This window comes from Amycolatopsis antarctica (assembly GCF_002262875.1).
Lineage (GTDB): Bacteria > Actinomycetota > Actinomycetes > Mycobacteriales > Pseudonocardiaceae > Amycolatopsis > Amycolatopsis antarctica.
Genome location: NZ_NKYE01000008.1, coordinates 149,022 through 169,290, shown reverse-complemented (window position 1 = coordinate 169,290; position 20,269 = coordinate 149,022). Strand labels below are relative to the sequence as shown.

19 protein-coding genes are annotated in these 20,269 nt (G+C 71.3%); 12 read left to right on the top strand and 7 right to left on the bottom strand.

Annotated elements, in window-relative coordinates; genetic code table 11:
- Window positions 1-10 precede the first annotated feature (10 nt).
- On the bottom strand, window positions 11-2,119 hold the full coding sequence (gene tkt, locus CFN78_RS15320) for a transketolase (RefSeq protein ID WP_094863461.1): 2,109 nt from the start codon (window positions 2,117-2,119) through the stop codon (window positions 11-13).
- A gap of 331 nt (window positions 2,120-2,450) precedes the next feature.
- On the opposite strand from tkt, the gene CFN78_RS15315 reads away from it, so the two are divergent.
- The 3 genes from CFN78_RS15315 to CFN78_RS15305 all read left to right on the top strand — a co-directional run bounded on the left by CFN78_RS15315 (window position 2,451) and on the right by CFN78_RS15305 (window position 6,445).
- Entirely contained in the window at window positions 2,451-3,431 is a 981-nt protein-coding gene (locus tag CFN78_RS15315; RefSeq protein ID WP_094863460.1) for a heme o synthase, read from the top strand.
- A gap of 94 nt (window positions 3,432-3,525) precedes the next feature.
- Entirely contained in the window at window positions 3,526-5,850 is a 2,325-nt protein-coding gene (locus tag CFN78_RS15310) for a HelD family protein (RefSeq protein ID WP_094863459.1), read from the top strand.
- 10 nt (window positions 5,851-5,860) lie between these two features.
- Window positions 5,861-6,445, top strand: coding sequence for an FKBP-type peptidyl-prolyl cis-trans isomerase (locus tag CFN78_RS15305; RefSeq protein WP_094863458.1), 585 nt, complete (start codon window positions 5,861-5,863; stop codon window positions 6,443-6,445).
- A gap of 63 nt (window positions 6,446-6,508) precedes the next feature.
- Here the strand turns inward: CFN78_RS15305 and CFN78_RS15300 are convergent, their stop codons facing one another.
- Complete coding sequence (locus tag CFN78_RS15300; protein ID WP_094863457.1) at window positions 6,509-7,480, bottom strand: quinone oxidoreductase family protein; 972 nt, start codon at window positions 7,478-7,480, stop codon at window positions 6,509-6,511.
- 93 nt (window positions 7,481-7,573) lie between these two features.
- Between CFN78_RS15300 and CFN78_RS15295 the strand changes: the two genes are divergently transcribed.
- The 6 genes from CFN78_RS15295 to CFN78_RS15270 all read left to right on the top strand — a co-directional run bounded on the left by CFN78_RS15295 (window position 7,574) and on the right by CFN78_RS15270 (window position 11,028).
- Window positions 7,574-7,900 (top strand): hypothetical protein, encoded by a 327-nt coding sequence (locus CFN78_RS15295; protein WP_094863456.1) that lies wholly within the window; start codon window positions 7,574-7,576, stop codon window positions 7,898-7,900.
- Window positions 7,897-8,769, top strand: coding sequence for an ATP-grasp domain-containing protein (locus CFN78_RS15290; protein ID WP_094863455.1), 873 nt, complete (start codon window positions 7,897-7,899; stop codon window positions 8,767-8,769). The genes CFN78_RS15295 and CFN78_RS15290 overlap by 4 nt, the downstream gene beginning before the upstream one ends.
- Window positions 8,770-8,848: 79 nt before the next feature.
- On the top strand, window positions 8,849-9,136 hold the full coding sequence (locus CFN78_RS15285) for a hypothetical protein (RefSeq protein ID WP_133116360.1): 288 nt from the start codon (window positions 8,849-8,851) through the stop codon (window positions 9,134-9,136).
- A gap of 49 nt (window positions 9,137-9,185) precedes the next feature.
- Window positions 9,186-9,419, top strand: coding sequence for a hypothetical protein (locus CFN78_RS15280; protein ID WP_094863453.1), 234 nt, complete (start codon window positions 9,186-9,188; stop codon window positions 9,417-9,419).
- 29 nt (window positions 9,420-9,448) lie between these two features.
- Window positions 9,449-9,712, top strand: a complete 264-nt coding sequence (locus tag CFN78_RS15275; RefSeq protein WP_133116359.1) for a hypothetical protein — start codon at window positions 9,449-9,451, stop codon at window positions 9,710-9,712.
- Window positions 9,713-9,783: 71 nt separating this feature from the next.
- The gene (locus CFN78_RS15270) at window positions 9,784-11,028 is read left to right on the top strand and encodes a cytochrome P450 (protein ID WP_094863451.1); all 1,245 of its coding nucleotides are present in this window, start codon (window positions 9,784-9,786) and stop codon (window positions 11,026-11,028) included.
- A gap of 27 nt (window positions 11,029-11,055) precedes the next feature.
- Here the strand turns inward: CFN78_RS15270 and CFN78_RS15265 are convergent, their stop codons facing one another.
- The 5 genes from CFN78_RS15265 to mptB all read right to left on the bottom strand — a co-directional run bounded on the left by CFN78_RS15265 (window position 11,056) and on the right by mptB (window position 16,548).
- The gene (locus CFN78_RS15265) at window positions 11,056-12,000 is read right to left on the bottom strand and encodes an acyl-CoA desaturase (RefSeq protein ID WP_094863450.1); all 945 of its coding nucleotides are present in this window, start codon (window positions 11,998-12,000) and stop codon (window positions 11,056-11,058) included.
- Between the two features lie 156 nt (window positions 12,001-12,156).
- Window positions 12,157-13,155 carry a COX15/CtaA family protein gene (locus CFN78_RS15260; protein WP_240519469.1) on the bottom strand — a complete coding sequence of 333 codons (999 nt, stop codon included), beginning with the start codon at window positions 13,153-13,155 and terminating at the stop codon, window positions 12,157-12,159.
- A 66-nt stretch (window positions 13,156-13,221) separates the two neighbouring features.
- Window positions 13,222-13,947: an ABC transporter permease gene (locus CFN78_RS15255; RefSeq protein WP_094863605.1), complete on the bottom strand. Its 726-nt coding sequence runs from the start codon at window positions 13,945-13,947 to the stop codon at window positions 13,222-13,224.
- Between the two features lie 74 nt (window positions 13,948-14,021).
- Window positions 14,022-14,948: an ABC transporter ATP-binding protein gene (locus CFN78_RS15250; RefSeq protein ID WP_094863604.1), complete on the bottom strand. Its 927-nt coding sequence runs from the start codon at window positions 14,946-14,948 to the stop codon at window positions 14,022-14,024.
- Window positions 14,949-14,973: 25 nt separating this feature from the next.
- The gene (mptB, locus tag CFN78_RS15245; protein ID WP_094863603.1) at window positions 14,974-16,548 is read right to left on the bottom strand and encodes a polyprenol phosphomannose-dependent alpha 1,6 mannosyltransferase MptB; all 1,575 of its coding nucleotides are present in this window, start codon (window positions 16,546-16,548) and stop codon (window positions 14,974-14,976) included.
- A 215-nt stretch (window positions 16,549-16,763) separates the two neighbouring features.
- On the opposite strand from mptB, the gene CFN78_RS15240 reads away from it, so the two are divergent.
- The 3 genes from CFN78_RS15240 to sufD are packed head-to-tail and all read left to right on the top strand — an operon-like array spanning window position 16,764 to window position 20,231.
- Window positions 16,764-17,600, top strand: coding sequence for a helix-turn-helix transcriptional regulator (locus tag CFN78_RS15240; protein ID WP_420807886.1), 837 nt, complete (start codon window positions 16,764-16,766; stop codon window positions 17,598-17,600).
- A complete protein-coding gene (gene sufB / locus CFN78_RS15235) occupies window positions 17,597-19,042 on the top strand; it encodes a Fe-S cluster assembly protein SufB (protein WP_094863449.1) in 1,446 nt (481 codons plus the stop codon). Before CFN78_RS15240 ends, sufB begins: the two co-directional genes overlap by 4 nt.
- Before the next feature lies 1 nt (window position 19,043).
- Window positions 19,044-20,231 (top strand): Fe-S cluster assembly protein SufD, encoded by a 1,188-nt coding sequence (gene sufD / locus CFN78_RS15230; RefSeq protein ID WP_094863448.1) that lies wholly within the window; start codon window positions 19,044-19,046, stop codon window positions 20,229-20,231.
- The last annotated feature ends 38 nt before the right edge of the window (window positions 20,232-20,269 follow it).

Genomic DNA, 20,269 nt, shown 5'->3' with positions numbered 1-20,269 from the left:
GGAGTGCGGGTCAGCTCTTGACGTTGTCGCGCGAGCGCTTCGCGGCCGCGACGACGGCGTCCGCGGTGATCCCGAACTCGCGGTACAGCGTCTGGTAGTCCGCCGAGGCGCCGAAGTGCTCCAGCGACACGATCTCGCCCGCGTCACCGGCGAAGCGGTGCCAGGACTGCGCGATGCCCGCCTCGACGATCACGCGCGCCCGGACCGCGGCCGGGATGACCGACTCGCGGTACGCCGCGTCCTGCTGGTCGAACCACTCGACACACGGCATGGAGACCACACGGGCGGCAACGCCCTCGGCCGCCAGCGTGTTCCTGGCCTCGACCGCGAGCTGGACCTCGGAGCCGGTGCCGACGAGCACCACGTCCGGCGTGCCCTCGGTGTCGGCCAGTACGTAACCGCCGCGGGCGACGCCCTCGGCCGCCTTCTCCCTCGTGCCCTCAAGCACCGGCACGTTCTGCCGGGTCAGTGCCAGGCCGGACGGCGCGTCGTTGACCTCCAGCAGCGCCTTCCACGCCGCGGCCGTCTCGTTGGCGTCCGCCGGGCGGATCACGTTCAGGCCGGGGATCGCGCGCAGCGCGGAGAGCTGCTCGATCGGCTGGTGCGTCGGCCCGTCCTCGCCGAGGCCGATCGAGTCGTGCGTCCACACGTAGGTGACCGGCGCCTTCATCAGCGCGGCGAGCCGCACCGGGGGACGCATGTAGTCGCTGAAGATCAGGAACGTGGCGCCGTACGGGCGGGTGCCGCCGTGCAGCGCGATGCCGTTGAGGATCGAGCCCATCGCGTGCTCGCGGACACCGAAGTGCAGGTTCCGGCCGTGCGGGCTGGTGGTGAACATGTCGGTGGACGCGCTGGGCGGGCCGAACGACTCGGCGCCCTTGATGATCGTGTTGTTGCTCTCGGCCAGGTCCGCCGAGCCGCCCCACAGCTCGGGCAGCGCGGCGCCGATCTTGTTCAGCACCTCCCCGGAGGCCTTGCGGGTGGCGATGCCCTTGGGGTCGGCGTCCCAGCTCGGCAGCGCGTCCGCCCAGCCCGCGGGCAGCGTGCGGGTGGCCAGCCGGTCGGCAAGCGCCTTGCGTTCCGGGTTCGCGGCGGCCCAGGCGTCGAACTTCTGCTGCCAGGCGGCGCGCTCGGACTTGCCGCGCTCGACGGCCTCGCGGGTGTGCGCCAGAACCTCGTCGTCGATCTGGAAGTCCCGCTCCGGGTCGAAGCCGAGGATCTTCTTCACCTCGGCGACCTCGTCGGCCCCCAGCGCGGCACCGTGTGCCTTGCCGGTGTTCATCAGGTTCGGTGCCGGGTAGCCGATGACGGTGCGCAGCAGGATGAACGACGGCTTCGTCGTCTCCGCCTTGGCCGCGGCGATCGCGTTCTCGAACGCGACCACGTCCTCACCGCCGTCGACGACCTGGACGTGCCAGCCGTAGGCCTCGTAGCGCTTCGCGGTGTCCTCGGACAGCGCGATGTTGGTGTCGTCCTCGATGGAGATCTTGTTGTCGTCGTAGATCACCACCAGGTTGCCCAGCTCCTGGCGGCCCGCGATCGAGGACGCCTCCGAGGTCACGCCTTCCTCGATGTCACCGTCGGAGGCGATCACGTAGACGTGGTGGTCGAACAGGCTCTCGCCGATCGGGGCGTCCGGGTCGAGCAGGCCGCGCTCGCGGCGGGCGGCCATCGCCATGCCCACCGAGTTGGCCAGGCCCTGCCCCAGCGGGCCGGTGGTCGTCTCGACGCCGTCGGTGTGCCGGTACTCCGGGTGGCCGGGGGTCTTCGAGCCCCACTTGCGCAACTGCCGGAGATCCTCGACCTCGAGACCGTAACCGGCGAGGAAGAGCTGGATGTAGAGCGTCAGACTGCTGTGCCCGGCGGAGAGGATGAACCGGTCGCGGGCGGGCCATTCGGGGTCGGCCGGATCGTGCCGCATGATCCGCTGGAACAGGGAGTAGGCGACCGGCGCCAGGCTCATTGCCGTGCCGGGGTGCCCGCTGCCGCAGTTTTCCACGGCGTCCGCGGCGAGGACGCGCACGGTGTCGACAGCGCGGGTGTCCCGCTCAGACCAGTCGGCGGGCAGATTCTTCCTGAGGAGAGGGTTGTTCTCGCTGGTAGACGCGCTCTGAGACACTGAACTGCACTCCTGGATCGTCACGTATCGCTGCTTCGTTGCTGCACTGACCTACTTGCCACGCCGACGTGAGCTTAATCGATCCGGAAACCCTTCGCGTCCTCACGGACGGACGAGATCCGAAGGGCCGGACGGCTACGCTCCGCACGTCACGGCCAGCCTAGTGGTTGGAGTACCACGGGGATCGGCGGCTGACACCGGCGAACCCCGCGATCGGGCGGTCGCGGTGCCACGACTACGATTCGTGTCGGGCGTCAACCCTGCCGAGTCCGCGTTCGCCGCGGAGCGACGCGGAGCCTGCGCCCGACCCCGATCTGACGCAGGGAGCGAGATGTCGTTGGTGCACGCTGCGCACGACCGCAGTGACCACACCAGCGCCGTGCACCCAGCCGGTGACCAGCCGGCCGATGGCCGGCGGACCGTGCGAGGCACCGTGGGTGCGTATTTCGCGCTCGCCAAGCCGCGCGTGATCGAGCTCCTCCTGGTCACCACCATTCCCGCGATGTTCCTGGCAGGCCGCGAGATCCCGTCCCCGTGGCTGGTACTGGCGACCTTGCTCGGCGGCACCATGGCTGCGGGCTCGGCGAACGCCCTGAACTGCGTGATCGACGCGGACATCGACAAGGTGATGAACCGCACCCGCAAACGGCCGCTGGTCCGCGACTCGGTGCCGCGGCGCGGCGCCCTGGTGTTCGGGCTGACGCTGGGTGCGGCCTCCTTCGCCGTGCTGTATCTCACGGTGAATCCGCTCGCCGCCGTGCTCGCGATCGCCACGATCCTCTTCTACATCTTCGTCTACACGCTGGTGCTCAAGCGCCGGACACCGCAGAACGTGGTGTGGGGCGGGGCAGCGGGCTGTATGCCGGTCGTCATCGGCTGGGCGGCTGTCACCGAGAGCGTGCAGTGGCCCGCGTTCGTGATGTTCGGGGTCATCTTCTTCTGGACGCCGCCGCACACCTGGGCGCTGGCGATGAAGTACCGCGAGGACTACGAGCGGGCCGGTGTGCCGATGCTGCCCGTGGTGGCCACCCCGCAGCACGTCGCGAAGCTGATCGTCGTCTACTCGTGGGTCATGGTCGGCTGGACGCTGCTGCTGCTCCCGGCAACGAGCTGGCTCTACGCCGCGTTCGCCGCCGTGGCCGGCGCTTGGTTCCTGTTCTACGCGCACGGACTGCGCGCCGCGGTGAACCGTGGGGTCCAGACCCGGCCGATGGCCCTGTTCCATCGGTCCAACACCTATCTGATGATCGTGTTCGTCGCCCTCGCCGCCGATTCGGCGATCGGCCTGCCGGTCCTCGGCCTGCCGTTCTGACCGGTCCGGGCACCCCGGTCCCGCGCCGGTGGAATGACCGGGGCGTGCCGCCCGTTGTGATCCGGCGATACCCCCGACCGAAAGCAGGACCCGATTGTCCGTGTCTCCGCAACACCGGGAATCCGAAGGTGACACCGAGGTCGCCGCCGAGCAGCGCTACCTGACCGTGCTGTACCGCCATCTCGACGCCGAACGCGAGCTGGCCACCCGCCGCCTCCACGAGACCCTGAGCCAGACCGGCGGCACCCCGCAGGCCCGTACCGAACGCGATGTGGCCACCACGACATTCAGCGACCGGCTGGCCCAGCTCAACTCCGTCGAACAGGGTCTCTGCTTCGGCAGGCTCGACTTCCACGACGACCCGGCAGGCGAGGAGACCGCCTACATCGGCAGGCTCGGTCTCTTCGACACCGAGGACGACTACCGCCCGCTGCTCGTCGACTGGCGCGCCCCGGTCGCCCGCCCCTTCTACCTGGCGACGGCCGCCTCACCGGACGGAGTGCGCAGGCGCAGGCACATCCGTTCGCTCTCCCGCCGCGTCACCGCCGTCGACGACGAGATCCTCGACCTGCGCGAGGCCGACCAGGGGCAGGACCTCGGGCTGGCCGGAGAAGCGGCTCTGCTGGCCGCGCTCGAGCGCAGGCGCACCGGCGAGATGTCCGACATCGTCGCCACCATCCAGGCCGAGCAGGACGGCATCATCCGCGCGTCACTGCCCGGAGTGCTGGTCGTGCAGGGCGGACCGGGCACCGGGAAGACGGCGGTGGCGCTGCACCGGGCGGCCTACCTGCTGTACACACACCGGCGGCAGCTCACCACCCGCGGCGTGCTGGTGGTCGGGCCGAACGACACCTTCCTGCGCTACATCGGCCAGGTGCTCCCGTCGCTGGGGGAGACGGGCGTGCTGCTCGCCACCGTCGGCGAGCTGTACCCCGGAGTCCGCGCGAACGGGCTGGAGCTGCCACGGCCGGCGGAGGTCAAGGGCCGTATCGCGATGGTCGAGGTGCTCGCCGACGCTGTCCGCGACCGGCAGCGGGTACCCGAGCCGGTCGTGGAGATCGAGGTCGAGCGGGAGATCCTCCGGCTGGACCGCAAGACCTGCACGGAGGCGAGGACCCGGGCCCGGCGCTCGCGCAGGCCGCACAACCAGGCCCGCCGGCTCTTCGTCGACGACGTGCTCGACGCGCTCACCCGGCAGACCGCCCGCAGGCTCGGGGAGGACCTGCTCGACCCGCGCGACCTGGACGACATCCGCGCCGAGCTCGCCGCCGACGAGAACGTGGCCGCCGCGCTCCACGAGCTGTGGCCGCTGATCGGCCCGGAACGGCTGCTCGGTGAGCTGCTCTCGGACGAGAGCCTGCTGCGCACGGCCGCCGGAGTCCGGTTCACCGAGCCGGAACTGGCCGGTTTGTTGCGCGATCCGCGGGCGCCGTTCACCCCGGCCGACGTGCCGCTGCTGGACGAACTGGCCGAGCTGCTCGGCGAGGACGACACCGAGTCCCGTGCCGAGGCCGTCCGCCGGGAGCGGGAGGAGCGCGCCTACGCCGAGGGCGTGCTCGACGTGATGGAGCAGGACGAGGAGATCATCGACGAGGAGGTGCTGCGGGTCGGCGACGTGCTGGACGCCGAACTGCTCGCCGAACGGCAGCAGCGTCGCAGCGACCTCACCGCCGCGCAGCGGGCGGCGCGGGACCGGACCTGGACCTTCGGCCACGTGATCGTCGACGAGGCGCAGGAACTGTCCGAAATGGACTGGCGCCTGCTGATGCGCCGCTGCCCGAGCCGGTCGATGACGCTCGTCGGCGATGTGGCGCAGACCGGGGCGGAAGGCGGTGCGTCCTCGTGGGCGGGGGCCCTCGGCCCGTATGTCGCCGACCGGTGGCGGTTGCGCGAACTGACCGTCAACTACCGCACCCCGGCCGAGATCATGGAGCTTGCCGGACAGGCGCTGGCCGAGGTCGACCCCGCGCTCGACGCGCCCACCTCGGTACGCAGCACCGGCCTCGCCCCCGTCCAGCGCGATCTCGCGATGGCCGCGCTGCCCACCGTGCTGCGCGAGGTCGCCGCCGCCGAGGTCGGCGCGGTGGGCGGTGGCACGGTGGCCGTGGTGTGCCCGCAGGGGATGTGCCGCGAACTGAGGGGCACCCTCGCCGACGCGACCACCCGGTCCGAGGCCGGCGAACCGAATCCGGCGGTGCTCGATGTCGCCGGCGTCAAGGGACTGGAGTTCGATTCGGTCGTCCTGGTGGCACCCGGCGAGATCGTGGACGGTTCCCCGCGCGGCTGGAACGACCTCTACGTCGCGCTGACGCGGGCGACGCAGCGGCTGACCGTGCTGCACACCGGTCCGCGGCCCCCAGCACTGAGCGGGCCGGGTGACCGCCCGGGCCAGGACGGGAGTGCGGCGGCGTCCCGATAAGCTGTCCGCCATGCGCAGACTTGGCAACATGACCGCGGTGGCCGGTGTGGCCCTCGCACTGGCGGCGTGCAGCCCGACGATGGAAGAACCGTCCGATCTTCCCCCGGGCACCGACCCCGCGCCGGCGCAGTCGGCGGGCGCCCCGCCGGCCGAGGCGCCGGTGGCCCAGGGCCCGGAGTGCACCGCACAGGACGTGCAGGTGGCCGGCGAACCGGGACAGAAGCCGACGATCACCATCCCGGACACCTGCTCGCCGCCGAAGTCGCTGGTGTCGGAGGACCTGGTGCCCGGGACCGGCGCCGAGGCGACCCCCGGTAGCACCATCGAGGCCAACTACCTGCTGGTGACCTGGTCGGACAAGGTCGTCAAGGACAACTCCTTCGACCGTGGCGAGACCTTCCCGCTGGAGAACCTGGGCCAGGCCCAGGTGATCGACGGCTGGAACGAGGGCCTCGTCGGAATGAAGGAGGGCGCGCGCAGGCTGCTGATCGTGCCGCCGGAGAAGGGTTACGGTCCCGGCGGGCAGGGCATCAAGCCCAACGAGACGCTCGCCTTCGTCGTCGACGCGGTGAAGGTCACCCCCGCGGGGGCCTGATCGCGGACCACGGCGGACCCGGAACGCATGCCGTTCCGGGCCCGCCGTCGTCCGGGGCATCCGTCACGGCTGGAGCAGGAGTTTCCCGGTGGTGCGGCGGCCCTGCAGGTCCTCGTGCGCCTGGCGAGCCTCGGCCAGCGGATAGCGCCCGCCGATACGCACCGAGAGCGAGCCGGCCTCGACCGCGTCGAACAGTTCGCCCACCCGCCAGTCGAGTTCCTCGCGCGTCGCCGTGTAGTGCACGGTGGTGGGCCTGGTGAGGTACACCGACCCGGCCTTGTTCAGCGACTGCGGGTCGATCGGCGGCACCGGTCCGCTCGACGCGCCGAACAGGGCCAGGACCCCGCGCGGCCGCAGGCTCGCCAGCGAACCGTCCACAGTGGACTTGCCGACGCCGTCGTAGACCGCGGCGACCCCCTCGCCCCCGGTCAGCCTGCGTACCTCCCCGGCGAAGTCGACCTCGGTGTACCGGATGACCTCGTCCGCCCCGGCGCCCCTGGCGAGTTCCTCCTTCTCGGCCGTCGACACCGTGGCGAGCACCCGTGCCCCGCGTGCCTTGGCGAGCTGCGTCAGCAGCAGGCCGACCCCACCGGCGGCGGCGTGCACGAGGACCGTGTCGCCCTGGCGCACCGGGTACGTCGAGGCCACCAGGTAGTGCGCGGTGACGCCCTGGAGCAGCGTGGCGGCGGCGACCTCGTCGGAGATCCCGTCCCGGATCCGCACGGCCACCCCCGCGGGCACACGATGGCGCTGCGCGTAGCTGCCGAGTACCCCCTGCCAGCCGACCCGATCGCCCACCATGAAACCGGTCACCTCCGGGCCGACGGCGGCGACGGTGCCCGCGCCCTCCATCCCCGGCGTGAACGGCAGCTCCAGCGGGTAGACGCCGCCGCGGTGGTACGTGTCGATGTAGTTGACACCCGCCGCGCGCACGTCGACGAGCAGTTCGCCCGGGCCAGGGTCGCCGACCTCGACGTCGGTGTACTCCAGAACCTCGGGTCCACCCGTCCGGCGTACCTGGATCGCTGCTGGCATTCGTCCTCCTCGGATATCGGCCGTGACCGGTACAACCATCGCCTCGCGGACGATGTTCCGCCGCACGTGCCGGATACACCTAGAATGCCGAGAATGGCCGAGGAGACCGAGAAGACCGAGTCCGGCACCACCCCGCCTACGCAGCGGCAGCTCACCGCGGCGCGCGAATTCGCGGCCGCGCACGGCAAGCCGTCGAAGGCGGTGGTGGAGCACGTCGGACGCGCGGGCGCCAGGGTGGTCCTGGTCGGTGCGGACGGCGCGATGGGCGACGTGTTCGTCCCCTCCGTGGCGACCGGCGCGGCACTCGTCGAGGCGATCGAGGACATTGAGGCCGCCGAGTGGGACTCCGAGACCGTCAACGCGACGGACATCGGGGCGGCGCACCGCAGGCGGATGGCAGGGTCGAAAGCCCGCCGATGAGCGCACGTGTACTCCTGGTGAGCTGTGCGAGACTTCCGCGCGGCGACGGTGACGAGCATGCCGTTCCCGCGGCGCTGGCGGCGGTGGGCCGCGGCGCGGACTGGGTGGTCTGGGACGACGAGAGCGTCGACTTCGCCGGTGCCGAGCTGGTTGTCCTGCGCAGCACCTGGGACTACTCAGCCCGGCGGGAGGAGTTCCTGGCCTGGTGCGCCTCGGTGCCCGCGCTGCGCAACCCCGTGGACACCGTGCGGTGGAACACCGACAAGCGCTATCTCACCGATCTGGCCGGTGCGGGTGTCGCGATCGTGCCGACCGAACTGGTCGCACCCGGTGTCCGACCGTCCTGGCCGGAGGTGCCGTTCGTGCTGAAACCGGCGGTGGGTATGGGTTCCATCGGTGCCGGCCGGTTCGCGCCCGACTCGGTCGAGGAGGCCGCCAGGCACCTCGGCGAACTGCACCGGGCCGGGCAGACCGCGCTACTGCAGCCATACCAGTCCACTGTGGACACAGAGGGCGAGACGGCGCTGGTGTTCCTCGGCGGGGTCTACTCGCACGCCTTCACCAAGGGCCCCATGCTCACCGGTGCCGAGACCGACGGTTCCGGGCTGTTCGTGGCCGAGCAACTGGGCGCCACCCAGCCGGACCCGGCCTCGCGTGCGCTGGCCGAGGACGTCATGGACGCTGCTGCCGGCCTGCTCGGCCTGGCCCGTCACGAGCTGCTCTACGCCCGCGTCGACGTGCTGCGCGCCGACGACGGCAGCGCCGTACTGCTCGAACTGGAACTGACTGAGCCGTCGCTGGGCTTCGGGCAGGCAGATCCTGGAGCGCCGCTGCGGTTCGCCTCCGCCATACGCGCCTCCCTCCGGTGACGCCAATAGTGCGAACGACGTTCCCTTGGCACATCTATCAGCGAAAGTGCTGATGTACGGCCGGTGATCGTTCCATAGCGTGCCTGGTGGAGACGTGGACCACGACCACGTCCAGGAGCAGAAGGAGCGATGCACCGTGCAGAATTCCGTGATCGAGGCCGCCAGCACCCCGACTCTGGACGCGCTCAAGGGTCGCCTGCCCGGCGCCGAGGAGAAGATGGGCGTCTTCGGCGCGCTCACCACCGCGACCCTGGCCGCCACCATCTGCGGGGCGACCTCCACCCCGCTGATCGCGCGTATCGAGGTCGCGGAGAACGCGTCGGTGAACGAGCTGGTCTCCGCCCGTTCCACCGCGCTGGCCGGCTGAGCTCGCGCCGCGACGGCAGCGCAGCCGGCACACCAGGGAAGGAGTCAGCATGACAGGACCGACCGCGGTCTCCGCCGCCGCCGACACCGGCACGGTGGACGCTCCGCTCGGACGTCAGCCCGTCGGCATCGCCGAGGGGCGCAGTTTCGTCGTCACCGGCATCGCGCTCGTCGAGACCATCGGCGGTGCGCGGGAGTCCATGTCGGTGCCCGCGATCGAGGTGGGCGGTCACGCACCCGTCGCCGACCTCGTCGCGGCGCGGGCCGGAGCCATGACCGCCTGATCGACGATTCCAACCCCGAGGAGAGTGCGATGACGGCACCGACAACCGTGGCAGTGGCCGCGGAGCTGATCAAGCCGGGCCCCATGGACGGGGCACTGCCCGCCAACCAGGCGGCGCTCGGCACGGCCACCCTGACGGCGGTCACCACCGGCGTCACGGTGGACATCGTCAACGTCTGCGCGGTCGACGGCGGTGCGTTCCAGGGTGTGCTGGCCGCGCCGATGATCGAGGTCGGCGGCAACGCCTCGGTGGCCGAGCTGGTGGCCGCCAGGACTCGCGCGATCACCAGTTGACACACCGGTCGCGGCCCGCCGGTCGCTCATCCTGTCCGGCGGGCCGCGACCTACTCACGAGAGGCGCGGCAATGCTGTTCGAACTCGACGACGACTTCTACCGCGACCCGTTCAGCCGCTTCGACGGACTGCGGGAGCAGGCTCCGGTACACGTGTTGCACGGCACCGACGGAAGCAGGTTCTGGCTGGTGCTCGGCAGCGCGGAGATCCGGACGGGCCTGCGGGATCCACGGCTGTCGAAGGATCCCGGCCGGATCGCCGCCGCCAGGGTGGCGCAGCGCCGCGACGCGGGCCTCGAAGAGGGTGCGAGTGGCGAACAGCGCCTCGGGCAGATCCTGGAGATGGGGGAGTTCATGCGCTCCTTCACCGACGAGGTCCGCGTGGTGGTGAAGGACGAGCTGTCCGGCGAGTTCGCCCGGACCCGCGCGCCGGTGTACCGCAACATCGCCGACCGGCTGCTGGCGGACCTCGCGACCGTGGACGGCCCGCTGGATCTCGTCTCCCGGTTCACCATGCCCTACGCCACCCACGTCACCGGTGCGCTGCTCGGATACGAGGAAGACGAGCTGCCCGCGTTCGGCGGGTACGTCGCGGGCTGGATGGCGCCGGACACGCCCGAGCAGCGCGCCGAGGCCCTGGCCGGGCTGTTCCCGATGATCGACGAGCTCATCGCACGCAGGCGCGCCACCGGCGGCGAGGACATCGCGTCCGCGCTGGCCGCGAAAGTGGCCTCCGAGGGCAGGCAGGACGCCGACGCGCTGGTCCGGGCCTGCCTGATCTTCATCCTGATCACCGTCGAGACCGCCGTCAGCTTCCTCGCCACGGCCACGCTCGCCCTGCTCACCCACCCCGAGCAGCTCCGGCTGCTGCTGGCCGAGCCGCTGCGCGCCTCCGAGGCCGTGGAGGAGCTGCTGCGCTTCACCGGACCGCACAACATCAGCTCGCAGCGCTGCGCCGTGGAGGACATGGAGATCGGCGGACGGGAGATCAAGGAGGGCGACCTGGTGGTGTTCGCGCTCGGTGCGGCCAACCGGGACGGCGAACACTTCCCCGAGCCGCACTGCCTGGACATCACCAGGGACACCGCCGGGCACCTGGCGTTCGGCGCGGGCAGGCACTACTGCCCGGGTACCCACCAGGCCCGTACCTCGCTGACGATCGGCCTGTCCGCGCTGCTGGACCACTTCCCGGGGATCGCGCTGTCCGGCCCGGAGCAGGAGGTGCCGTGGGTGCGTTCGGAACTGCTGCGCTCGGTGCGGGTGCTGCCGGTGGTGCTCAGTCCGGAACGGGTGCCCTCGGGCAGGCCCGGCGTCTGACACCGGGCCCGCCCCGGCCGGCGGGAGCTACGGCGCGCCTGCCGGCTTGGCCAGCTTCGCCGCGATCCGTTCCGGCTTCGGCCAGCGCACGTTGCGCGCCCATCCCAGCTTCTCGAACAGCCAGATCAGCCGGGCGGAGATGTCGAGCTGACCGCGCAGGACGCCGTGCCGGGCGCAGGTCGGGTCGGCGTGGTGCGAGTTGTGCCAGGACTCGCCCATCGACAGGATCGCCAGTGGCCAGAAGTTGGCCGCCCGGTCCCGGCTGGTGAACGGCCGGGAGCCGATCATGTGGCAGATCGAGTTGACCGACCAGGTGATGTGGTGGGAGAAGCCGATCCGCACCAGCCCGGCCCAGAAGAACGCGGTGACCGCGCCCCAGACCGACCAGGTGAGCAGCCCGCCGATGAGCGCGGGCAGCGCGAGACTGAGCGTGATCCACAGCCAGAACAGCCGGTTCACCACCTGCAGCGAGCGATCGGCCAGCAGGTCCGGGGCGAACCGCTCGAAGTTGGTCACCTCGCGGCGGAACATCCAGCCCATGTGCGAGTGCCAGAAACCGCGCAGCAGGGCGGCGGGCGAGGAGCCGAACAGCCACGGCGAGTGCGGGTCCCCCTCCCGGTCGGCGAACGCGTGGTGCCTGCGGTGGCTGGCGACCCAGAAGATCACCGAGCCCTGCACGGCCATGCCGCCCGCGATCGCCAGCGCGACCCGCAGCGGCCTGCCCGTCTTGAACGCGCCGTGCGTGAAGTACCGGTGGTATCCGACGGTGACACCCAGCATGCCGATGAAGTAGAACGCCACGGCGAGACCGATGTCGACCCAGCTCAGGCCCCACCCCCAGGTGAACGGGACGGCCGCGAGCAGCGCGACGAAGGGGATCAGCAGGAACGTCTTCAGGACGATCATCTGGCCTGTCGATCGTTCGCCGGACAGGATCGGCTTTGCGGTGTGCGTCGCGGAGTCAGTGCTCATGGCTCAGCGGTACCTCGTTATCGAGAAGGGGCGGGACGGCGGGAGAAACGGACAACTCGTGGAAAATGCCTCGGACGAGAGTAGCCGCCTCGTCCGGGTGACGTGGGCTCGCCCGCGTGGGACACGGAACGTGGTCGCGAGCCCCTGCCGATGCGGTCAGCTCGCCGGTTCGGGAGTGCGTGCCTCCGGTGGTCCCGCCGGCACCGGCCCGGGCGCGGGGCCGCGATCGCGGGCACCGCACCACATCGCCCCCAACGCGACGATGACGACCGCCGAGCCCAGAACGTGGAAGGAGACCAGCGCCTCGGGTACACCCAGCGCGTACTGCAGGGTGCCGAGGCCGCCCTGGGCGAGCGCGACGACCCAGACCAGGGCGTAGCGCCGCCACAGCGCGGGGGACGCACCCGCACGGCCGAGGCGCGCACCGAACACCGTCAGCGCGAGCAGGAACAGCACCAGCAACCCGCCGTGCACCTGGGCCAGCGTCTCCACCGGCGCCTGCAGGCGCGGCGTCTCCGGATCCCCGCCGTGCGGCCCGGCGCCGGTCACCGTGGTACCGGCCGCCAGCACCGCGTACAGCACCGCGACGATCCCGGCCAGCAGCGCGCGGTCGCCGGAACCGATCCGCCAGCTCGCCGGCGCGTCACCCTCGCCGAAGGCGTGCAGCAGCAGAACCGCCAGCCACACCAGCCCGGCGGAGACGAGGAAGTGGATGGCCACCGTCCACCACAGCAGCCCGGTCAGCACCGTCATGCCGCCGATGACCGCCTGGGCGACGACACCGAGCGGCATCGTCCAGGCCAGCCGGACCAGGCGGTGCCGCTGCGGGTGCTCCTGCCGGATCCGCCAGGCCGCGATCACGCACAGCGCCGCCACCACCACGACCACGCCGGTCAGCATCCGGTTGCCGAACTCGATCCACTGGTTCAGCGCCGCGTACTCCGGGTGCTCGACCGGGAACATGCTGCCGGACACGCAGGTGGGCCAGTTGGGGCAGCCGAGGCCGGATCCGGTGACGCGCACGACCGAACCGGTGACGCCGATGCCGCCCTGCGTCACCACCGCCGCGATGGCGATCGCCCGCTGCACCGCGGTCGACGGGTACGGCAGGCGCGCCACGAGGGAGAACGGGAAACGCAACGGGGTGGAGGGCACGCGACCGATGGTAGGACGCGTCCGGGCCCGGTTCGCCGCCGCCTCCGCTCGCGGGTGAGCCGGACCTCAGGTCAGCCGGGTCGTCCGCGTCGCCAGGCCGGCGGCGAGCACGGCCCACACCGCGAGCACGGCCACCGGCTGCCAGCTCGGCGCGCCGTCCACCAGCGCGCCGCGGAGCCCCTCGGCGAGCGCCCCCGACGGCAGCAGCGCGACGATGTCCCCGATCACGCCCGGCAACGCGGACGGGGCCAGCAGGATGCCGCCCGCCAGCAGCAGCACGAACCAGACGACGTTGGCCAGCGCCAGCACGGCCTCCGCCCGCAGCGAGCCGCCGAGCAGCACGCCGAGAGCGCCGAAGGCGAAGGTGCCGAGCACGAGCAGCAGCACGCCGGCCAGCAGGCCGCCCGGTGAGGGCGACCAGCCCAGCAGTGCCGCCACCGCACCGAGTACGAGGGCCTGGATGGCCACCACGACGAGCGCGGCGAGCAGTCGCCCGGCGATCAGCAGCCAGCGGGGGAGCGCGGTCGCGGACAACCGCTTGAGCACGCCGTAGCGCCGGTCGAACCCGAGCGCGATCGCCTGGCCGGTGAAAGCCGAGGACATCACCGCCAGCGCCAGTATCCTCGGCGTCACCCAGTCCACTTTGGACACTGAGCCGAGGTCGCCGGTCGGCACCACGTCCAGCAGTGTCAACCCGACCAGCAGCGCCAGCGGGATCAGCAGGGTGAGCAGGATCTGCTCGCCGTGCCGCAGGGTCATCGCCGTCTCGACGCGGGCGTGCGTGAGCAGCATCCGGCCCAGCCTGCCGCGTCCCGGATCGGGGGTGAACGTGCCGGGGGCGAAGCGCGCCGCGGTCTCGCCGGTGGTCACGTCCTCAGCTCCCGTCCGGTCAGTTCCAGGAAGACCTCTTCCAGGTCGCGCCTGCCCACGTGCAGTTCCTCGGCGAGCACCCCGTGCTGGGCGCACCAGGCGGTGACCGCGGAGACCACCTGGGGGTCGACCTCGCCGTCGACGCGGTAGGCGCCGCGCGTCGACTCCTGCACCCGGTAGCCCTCGGGCAGCGCCGCGGCCAGCAGCTCGGTGTCCAGGCCGGGTCTGGCCCGGAAGCGAAGACGCCCGGCGTCCGCGCCCTCGGCCGTCAGCTCGCCGGGGGTGCCGGAAGTGACCACCCGCCCGCCGTCGACGATCACCACGTCGTCGGCCAGGGCCTCGGCCTCCTCCATCAGGTGGGTGGTGAGCAGGATGCTGACCCCGTCCGAGCGCAGCGCGCCGAGCAGGTCCCAGACGAGATGCCTGGCCTGCGGATCCATGCCCGCCGTCGGCTCGTCGAGGAACACCAGCTCGGGCCTGCCGACGAGCGCGCACGCCAGGGAGAGCCGTTGTTGCAGGCCACCGGAGAGCCGCTTGTACGGGGTGCGCCTGGCCGAGGCGAGCCCCAGTACGTCGAGCAGCCAGGCCGGGTCCAGTGGGTTGGCCGCGCAGGAGGCGACGAGCGCCAGCATCTCGTCCGCCCGGACGCCGGGGTACGCCCCGCCGCCCTGCGGCATCACGCCGATCCGCGGCCGCAGCCGGGCCCCGTCGGCGACCGGATCGAGACCCAGCACGCGGACGGTTCCCGCGTCGGCACGGCGGAAGCCCTCGCAGATCTCCACGGTCGTCGTCTTGCCCGCGCCGTTCGGTCCGAGCAGAGCGAGCAGCCGTCCTCTCGGCATGCGCAGGTCGAGGCCGTCCACGGCCGTTGCGGACCCGTAGCGCTTCACCAGACCGGAGATCTCGACGGCGGGTGCACTCACGACGGTCAAGGGTACGGCGCGCCGGTCAGGTGGCCTCCTCCGGCGTCCGGCTCGGTCTGCGCAGCAGGCCCGGCGCGTAGCGGCGCACCACCAGCAGGGCCAGCCCGATGACGACCAGGCCGGCCAGATAGGCGTTGACGACGACGTACAGCCTGCCGCCGAACGTGCCGCCGGTGGAGAAGACCAGCAGGGCGAGTACCGCGCTCGCCGCCGTCGCCGCGACCCGGAACCGCGAGGTGCCCGCGGCCGCTGCCAGCGGGATCACCGCCCAGAGCAGGTACCAGGGCTGGAGCGCGACGTGCAGGACCATCACCGCTCCCAGCGAGACGCCCAGCCCGATCATCGGCCGGTACCGCCAGCGGAAGCTTGCCCAGAGGAACTTGACCGTCACCGCGCCCGCCACCACGTAGCCGAGCACGCCGAAGATCGACACCACGGCGTTGGTGTGGTTGCCGAGGCCGAGCGCGATGCCGAGTACGCCCGACACGTGGCCGAGTTCGGACGTCGGCGACATCCAGCTCCGCACCATTCCCGGGGTACCGAGCGCGCCGACCCAGCCGAAGCCGAGACCTGAGCCCACGCAGGCCGCGACGAGAACCAGGCCGAACACCACGGCCATCGGCACGGCGGCGCGCATCAGGTCGCGGATCGTGCCGTGCCAGCGCCGGGCCACCATCACCGTGAAGAACGGGAGGGCCAGGATCGCATTGAGTTTCACCGCCACGCCGAGCGTGATCACCGCTACGCCGAGACCGATGAACAGCATCTCGCCCCGGGCCAGCGGGGGTGGCGAGTCACCGGCGACCCGCACCGGCAACCTGCGGATGCCGAGCTCGAGTCCCGCCATCATCAGCCCGATCGCCAGCGCGTCGTTGTGCGCCCCGGCGACGAGGTGGAACAGGACCAGCGGGTTGGCCGCCCCGAGCCAGAGCGCGGTGGAGGGCTGGACGCCGAACCGGCGCGCCAGCCGCGGCAGCGCCCACACGATCAGCCCGACACCGAGCAGGGCCACCAGGCGGTGCAGCAGCACGCCACCGGTGATGCTGTTGCCGGTGATGCCCGCGATCCAGTCGCCGAGGGTCAGCGAGATCGGCCCGTACGGGGCGGGGGTCTCCCGCCACATGTTGGAGACGCCGGAGGTGAGCGGATCGGCCACGCCGAGCGCCTGCGCGGGCCCGAGCGAGTACGGGTCCATGCCGCGGTGCACGATCTCGCTCTGCGCGAGGTAGCTGTAGACGTCCCGGGAGAACAGCGGCGGGATCAGCAGCAGCGGCGCGATCCACATGACCAGCGTGCGGTCGAGCTGTCCCCGGCCGGCGATCCGGGGCGCGCCTGGCCGGGCGAAACGTCCCAGCAGCAGCCAGCCGATCACCAGCATGCCCATGCCCGCGAACGCGATCGCGAGCGAGGTCGTTGTCATCCGGGTGAAGATCCGCAGGACCGGGATGTCCTGCACCGGGTTGATCGTCGGCGCGGCCCCCGCGCCGAGCGAGCCGATGGCGAGCAGCAGGGAACCGACGGTGCCGAAGCGCCGCACCACGTTGAGGGATTTCCGTTCCCCGGCGTCGAGGGGCCGCGTGTCCAGGAAGCCGCTAGGCAGGGCCTGCGCGCCGACCGCGGTCCCGGCAGCGGCCCCGGCCGGGGTGCCCCCGCCGGCCGTGCTCGCCGCGACGCCGCTGCTCTTGCTCAGCCGCCGTATCGCCCGTTCGCCCACTGCCACGCGCGCAGCGTATCCATTCACCGTCCGGGGTGAGACCGGTCACCGTCCTAAGGGGCTGCTTTGCCCTCGCCGAGGAAATACGACACACTTGTGTTGTGAAAAAGAACGGTGGCTCGCCCGAGCGGTACGGGCAACCGGACGGCGACGTCCGGCGTACCGCTCCTGCCGCCGTGCCCGTGCAGGTCACGGCCGACGGGCGGACGCGGCACGAGGTGGCGCGCCTGCTCCTGGAGCGGGGGCCGATCGGGGCGGTGACGGTGGCCGGGGAACTCGGCATCAGCGCCACGGCGGTCCGCAGGCACCTCGACGCGCTGGTCACCGACGGCGAGGCCGAGACAAGGGACGCACCGCGCCGCGGGCCCCGCGGACGGGGCAGGCCGGCGAAACTGTTCCTGCTCACCGAGCCGGGCCGGGCCCGCTTCGGGCACGCCTACGACGATCTGGCCGTCTCGGCCGTTCGCTTCCTCGCCGAGCACGCGGGGGAGCAGGCCGTCCGGTCCTTCGCCGAGAGCCGGATGGAGGCACTGGTCGGCCCGCACCGCGAGGCCGTCCTCGGGCACAGCGACCCGGAAGCCAGGGCTGAGGCCCTTGCGGCCGCTCTGACCAGGGAGGGCTACGCTGCGTCGACCCGTCAGGTCGGCGCGGGCGAGCAACTCTGCCAGCACCACTGCCCGGTCGCCCACGTCGCCGCTGAGTTCCCTCAGCTGTGCGAGGCGGAGACCGAGGCGTTCGCCGAACTGCTGGGCACCCACGTCCAGCGGCTGGCCACGATCGCACGCGGTGACAGCGTGTGCACCACGCACGTACCCGTCTCCCAGGCGGGGAATGGCCCGGGCGTCGCGCGCCCGGGCAGTAGCACCGAGCCCGACCGGACGGCCGAGCCGCCCGACGGGCGTAACGCAGCATCCGCGAATGGAGGGCAACCCGTATGACTGCCGCTGCCGAGCAGCGCACCACCACAGCGCCCCTGTCCCAGGAAGAGACGATCGACTCTCTGGGCAAGTACGCGTTCGGGTGGTCCGACTCCGATGCCGCGGGCGCCAGCGCCCGCCGAGGACTCAACGACGATGTCGTCATCGACATCTCGGACAAGAAGTCCGAGCCGGAGTGGATGCGCGAAGCACGCCTCAAGGCCCTGAAGCTGTTCGACCTCAAGCCGATGCCCAACTGGGGCGCGGACCTGTCGGGCATCGACTTCGACAACATCAAGTACTTCGTCCGCTCCAGCGAGAAGCAGGCCACGAGCTGGGAGGACCTGCCCGAGGACATCAAGAACACCTACGACAGGCTCGGCATCCCCGAGGCGGAGAAGCAGCGCCTCGTCGCGGGCGTCGCCGCGCAGTACGAGTCCGAGGTCGTCTACCACTCCATCCGCGAGGACCTCGAGGCCCAGGGCGTGCTGTTCCTGGACACCGACACCGCGCTGAAGGAGCACCCGGAGCTGTTCCGCGAGTACTTCGGCTCGGTGATCCCGGCCGGGGACAACAAGTTCTCCGCGCTGAACACCGCCGTCTGGTCGGGCGGCTCGTTCATCTACGTGCCGCCGGGCGTGCACGTGGACATCCCGCTGCAGGCCTACTTCCGCATCAACACCGAGAACATGGGCCAGTTCGAGCGCACGCTGATCATCGTCGACGAGGGTGCCTACGTGCACTACGTCGAGGGCTGCACGGCGCCGATCTACCAGTCGGACTCGCTGCACTCGGCGGTCGTGGAGATCATCGTGAAGAAGGGCGGCCGCTGCCGCTACACGACGATCCAGAACTGGTCGAACAACGTCTACAACCTCGTCACCAAGCGCACCAAGTGCGAAGAGGGCGCGACGATGGAGTGGGTCGACGGCAACATCGGCTCCAAGGTCACCATGAAGTACCCCTCGGTGTTCCTGATGGGCGAGCACGCCAAGGGTGAGGTCCTCTCGGTCGCGTTCGCGGGCGAGGGCCAGCACCAGGACGCCGGCGCGAAGATGGAGCACCTGGCGCCGCACACCTCCTCGACGATCGTGTCGAAGTCGGTGGCGCGCGGCGGTGGCCGTACCTCGTACCGCGGCCTGGTGAAGGTCGCCAAGCGGGCGTACAACTCGCGCTCCAGTGTCGTCTGTGACGCGCTGCTGGTGGACACCATCTCCCGATCGGACACGTATCCGTACGTGGACATCCGCAACGACGACGTGTCCATGGGCCACGAGGCGACCGTCTCGAAGGTCAGCGAGGACCAGTTGTTCTACCTGATGTCGCGCGGTCTGACCGAGGAGGAGGCCATGGCGATGGTCGTGCGCGGGTTCGTCGAGCCCATCGCGCGCGAGCTGCCGATGGAGTACGCCCTCGAACTGAACCGCCTGATCGAACTGCAGATGGAAGGGTCCGTCGGCTGACATGACGGCTACGCAAGAGAACACCGAGAACACGGGCACCGAGAACACCGCGCTCGCCGCGGAGGCCGTCGTCCCGGCGGCCTCCCGCGGCGAGCGGTTCACCGGTTTCGACGTCGAGGCCTTCGAGGTCCCCCGCGGCCGCGAGGAGAACTGGCGTTTCACGCCGATGAAGCGCCTGCACGGCCTGCACGACGGTGCCGCCGCCACCGGCACGGCCACGATCGAGGCCGACGCGGCGCCCGAGGTGACCGTGGAGTCGGTACCGCGCGACGACTCCCGGCTCGGCCAGGCCGGTGCGCCCAGCGACCGCATCGCGGCACAGGCGTACAGCTCCTTCGAGCAGGCGACGCTGATCACCGTGCCGAAGGAGACCAAGGCCGCCACGGCGAGCACGGTCACCATCACCGGCCCGGGCGAGGGCAAGGTCGCCTACGGTCACGTGCAGGTGCGTGCGGAGCAGTTCGCCGAGGCGGCGATCGTGCTCGACCACCGCGGCTCCGGGATCTACGCCGACAACGTCGAGTTCGTCATCGGTGACGGGGCGCAGCTCACCGTCGTCAGCGTCCAGGACTGGGCCGACGACGCGGTGCACGTCTCCGAGCAGCACCTGCGCCTCGGCCGCGACGCGAAGCTCAAGCACATCGTGGTGACGCTCGGCGGGAACCTGGTCCGGGTCAGCCCCACGGCCACCTTCGCCGATCACGGCGGGGACGTGGAGATGCTCGGGCTGTACTTCGCCGACGCCGGGCAGCACCAGGAGCACCGGCTCTTCGTCGACCACGCGGTGCCCAACTGCAAGTCCAACGTGATGTACAAGGGCGCGCTGCAGGGCGACGGGGCGCACGGCGTCTGGATCGGTGACGTGCTGATCCGCGCCGCCGCCGAGGGCACCCGCACCTACGAACTCAACCGCAACCTCGTGCTCACCGCGGGCGCGCGTGCCGACTCGGTGCCGAACCTGGAGATCGAGACCGGCGAGATCGAGGGTGCCGGCCACGCCAGCGCCACCGGGCGATTCGACGACGAGCAGCTTTTCTACCTGCAGTCCCGCGGAATCGCGGAGGAGGCGGCCCGCAGGCTCGTGGTGCGCGGCTTCTTCCACGAGATCCTGGTGAAGATCGACATCCCCGAGGTCCGTGAGCGGCTGCAGGCCGCGATCGAGGCCGAACTCGAAGCCGTCGGCGTCTGAGCCGCCGCCCCGCCCGCTGAACTTTCCCGCCACAGAAG

Excerpts from the sequence above, each read along its gene's own strand:
- CFN78_RS15275 (WP_133116359.1), top strand. The coding sequence starts at position 9,449 with ATGACGGCACCGACAACCGTGGCAGTGGCCGCGGAGCTGATCAAGCCG.
- CFN78_RS15265 (WP_094863450.1), bottom strand. The coding sequence starts at position 12,000 with ATGAGCACTGACTCCGCGACGCACACCGCAAAGCCGATCCTGTCCGGC.
- CFN78_RS15280 (WP_094863453.1), top strand. The coding sequence starts at position 9,186 with ATGACAGGACCGACCGCGGTCTCCGCCGCCGCCGACACCGGCACGGTG.
- CFN78_RS15295 (WP_094863456.1), top strand. The coding sequence starts at position 7,574 with ATGGCCGAGGAGACCGAGAAGACCGAGTCCGGCACCACCCCGCCTACG.
- CFN78_RS15315 (WP_094863460.1), top strand. The coding sequence starts at position 2,451 with ATGTCGTTGGTGCACGCTGCGCACGACCGCAGTGACCACACCAGCGCC.
- CFN78_RS15300 (WP_094863457.1), bottom strand. The coding sequence starts at position 7,480 with ATGCCAGCAGCGATCCAGGTACGCCGGACGGGTGGACCCGAGGTTCTG.
- CFN78_RS15255 (WP_094863605.1), bottom strand. The coding sequence starts at position 13,947 with ATGCTGCTCACGCACGCCCGCGTCGAGACGGCGATGACCCTGCGGCAC.
- CFN78_RS15290 (WP_094863455.1), top strand. The coding sequence starts at position 7,897 with ATGAGCGCACGTGTACTCCTGGTGAGCTGTGCGAGACTTCCGCGCGGC.
- sufB (WP_094863449.1), top strand. The coding sequence starts at position 17,597 with ATGACTGCCGCTGCCGAGCAGCGCACCACCACAGCGCCCCTGTCCCAG.
- CFN78_RS15305 (WP_094863458.1), top strand. The coding sequence starts at position 5,861 with ATGCGCAGACTTGGCAACATGACCGCGGTGGCCGGTGTGGCCCTCGCA.
- CFN78_RS15270 (WP_094863451.1), top strand. The coding sequence starts at position 9,784 with ATGCTGTTCGAACTCGACGACGACTTCTACCGCGACCCGTTCAGCCGC.
- sufD (WP_094863448.1), top strand. The coding sequence starts at position 19,044 with ATGACGGCTACGCAAGAGAACACCGAGAACACGGGCACCGAGAACACC.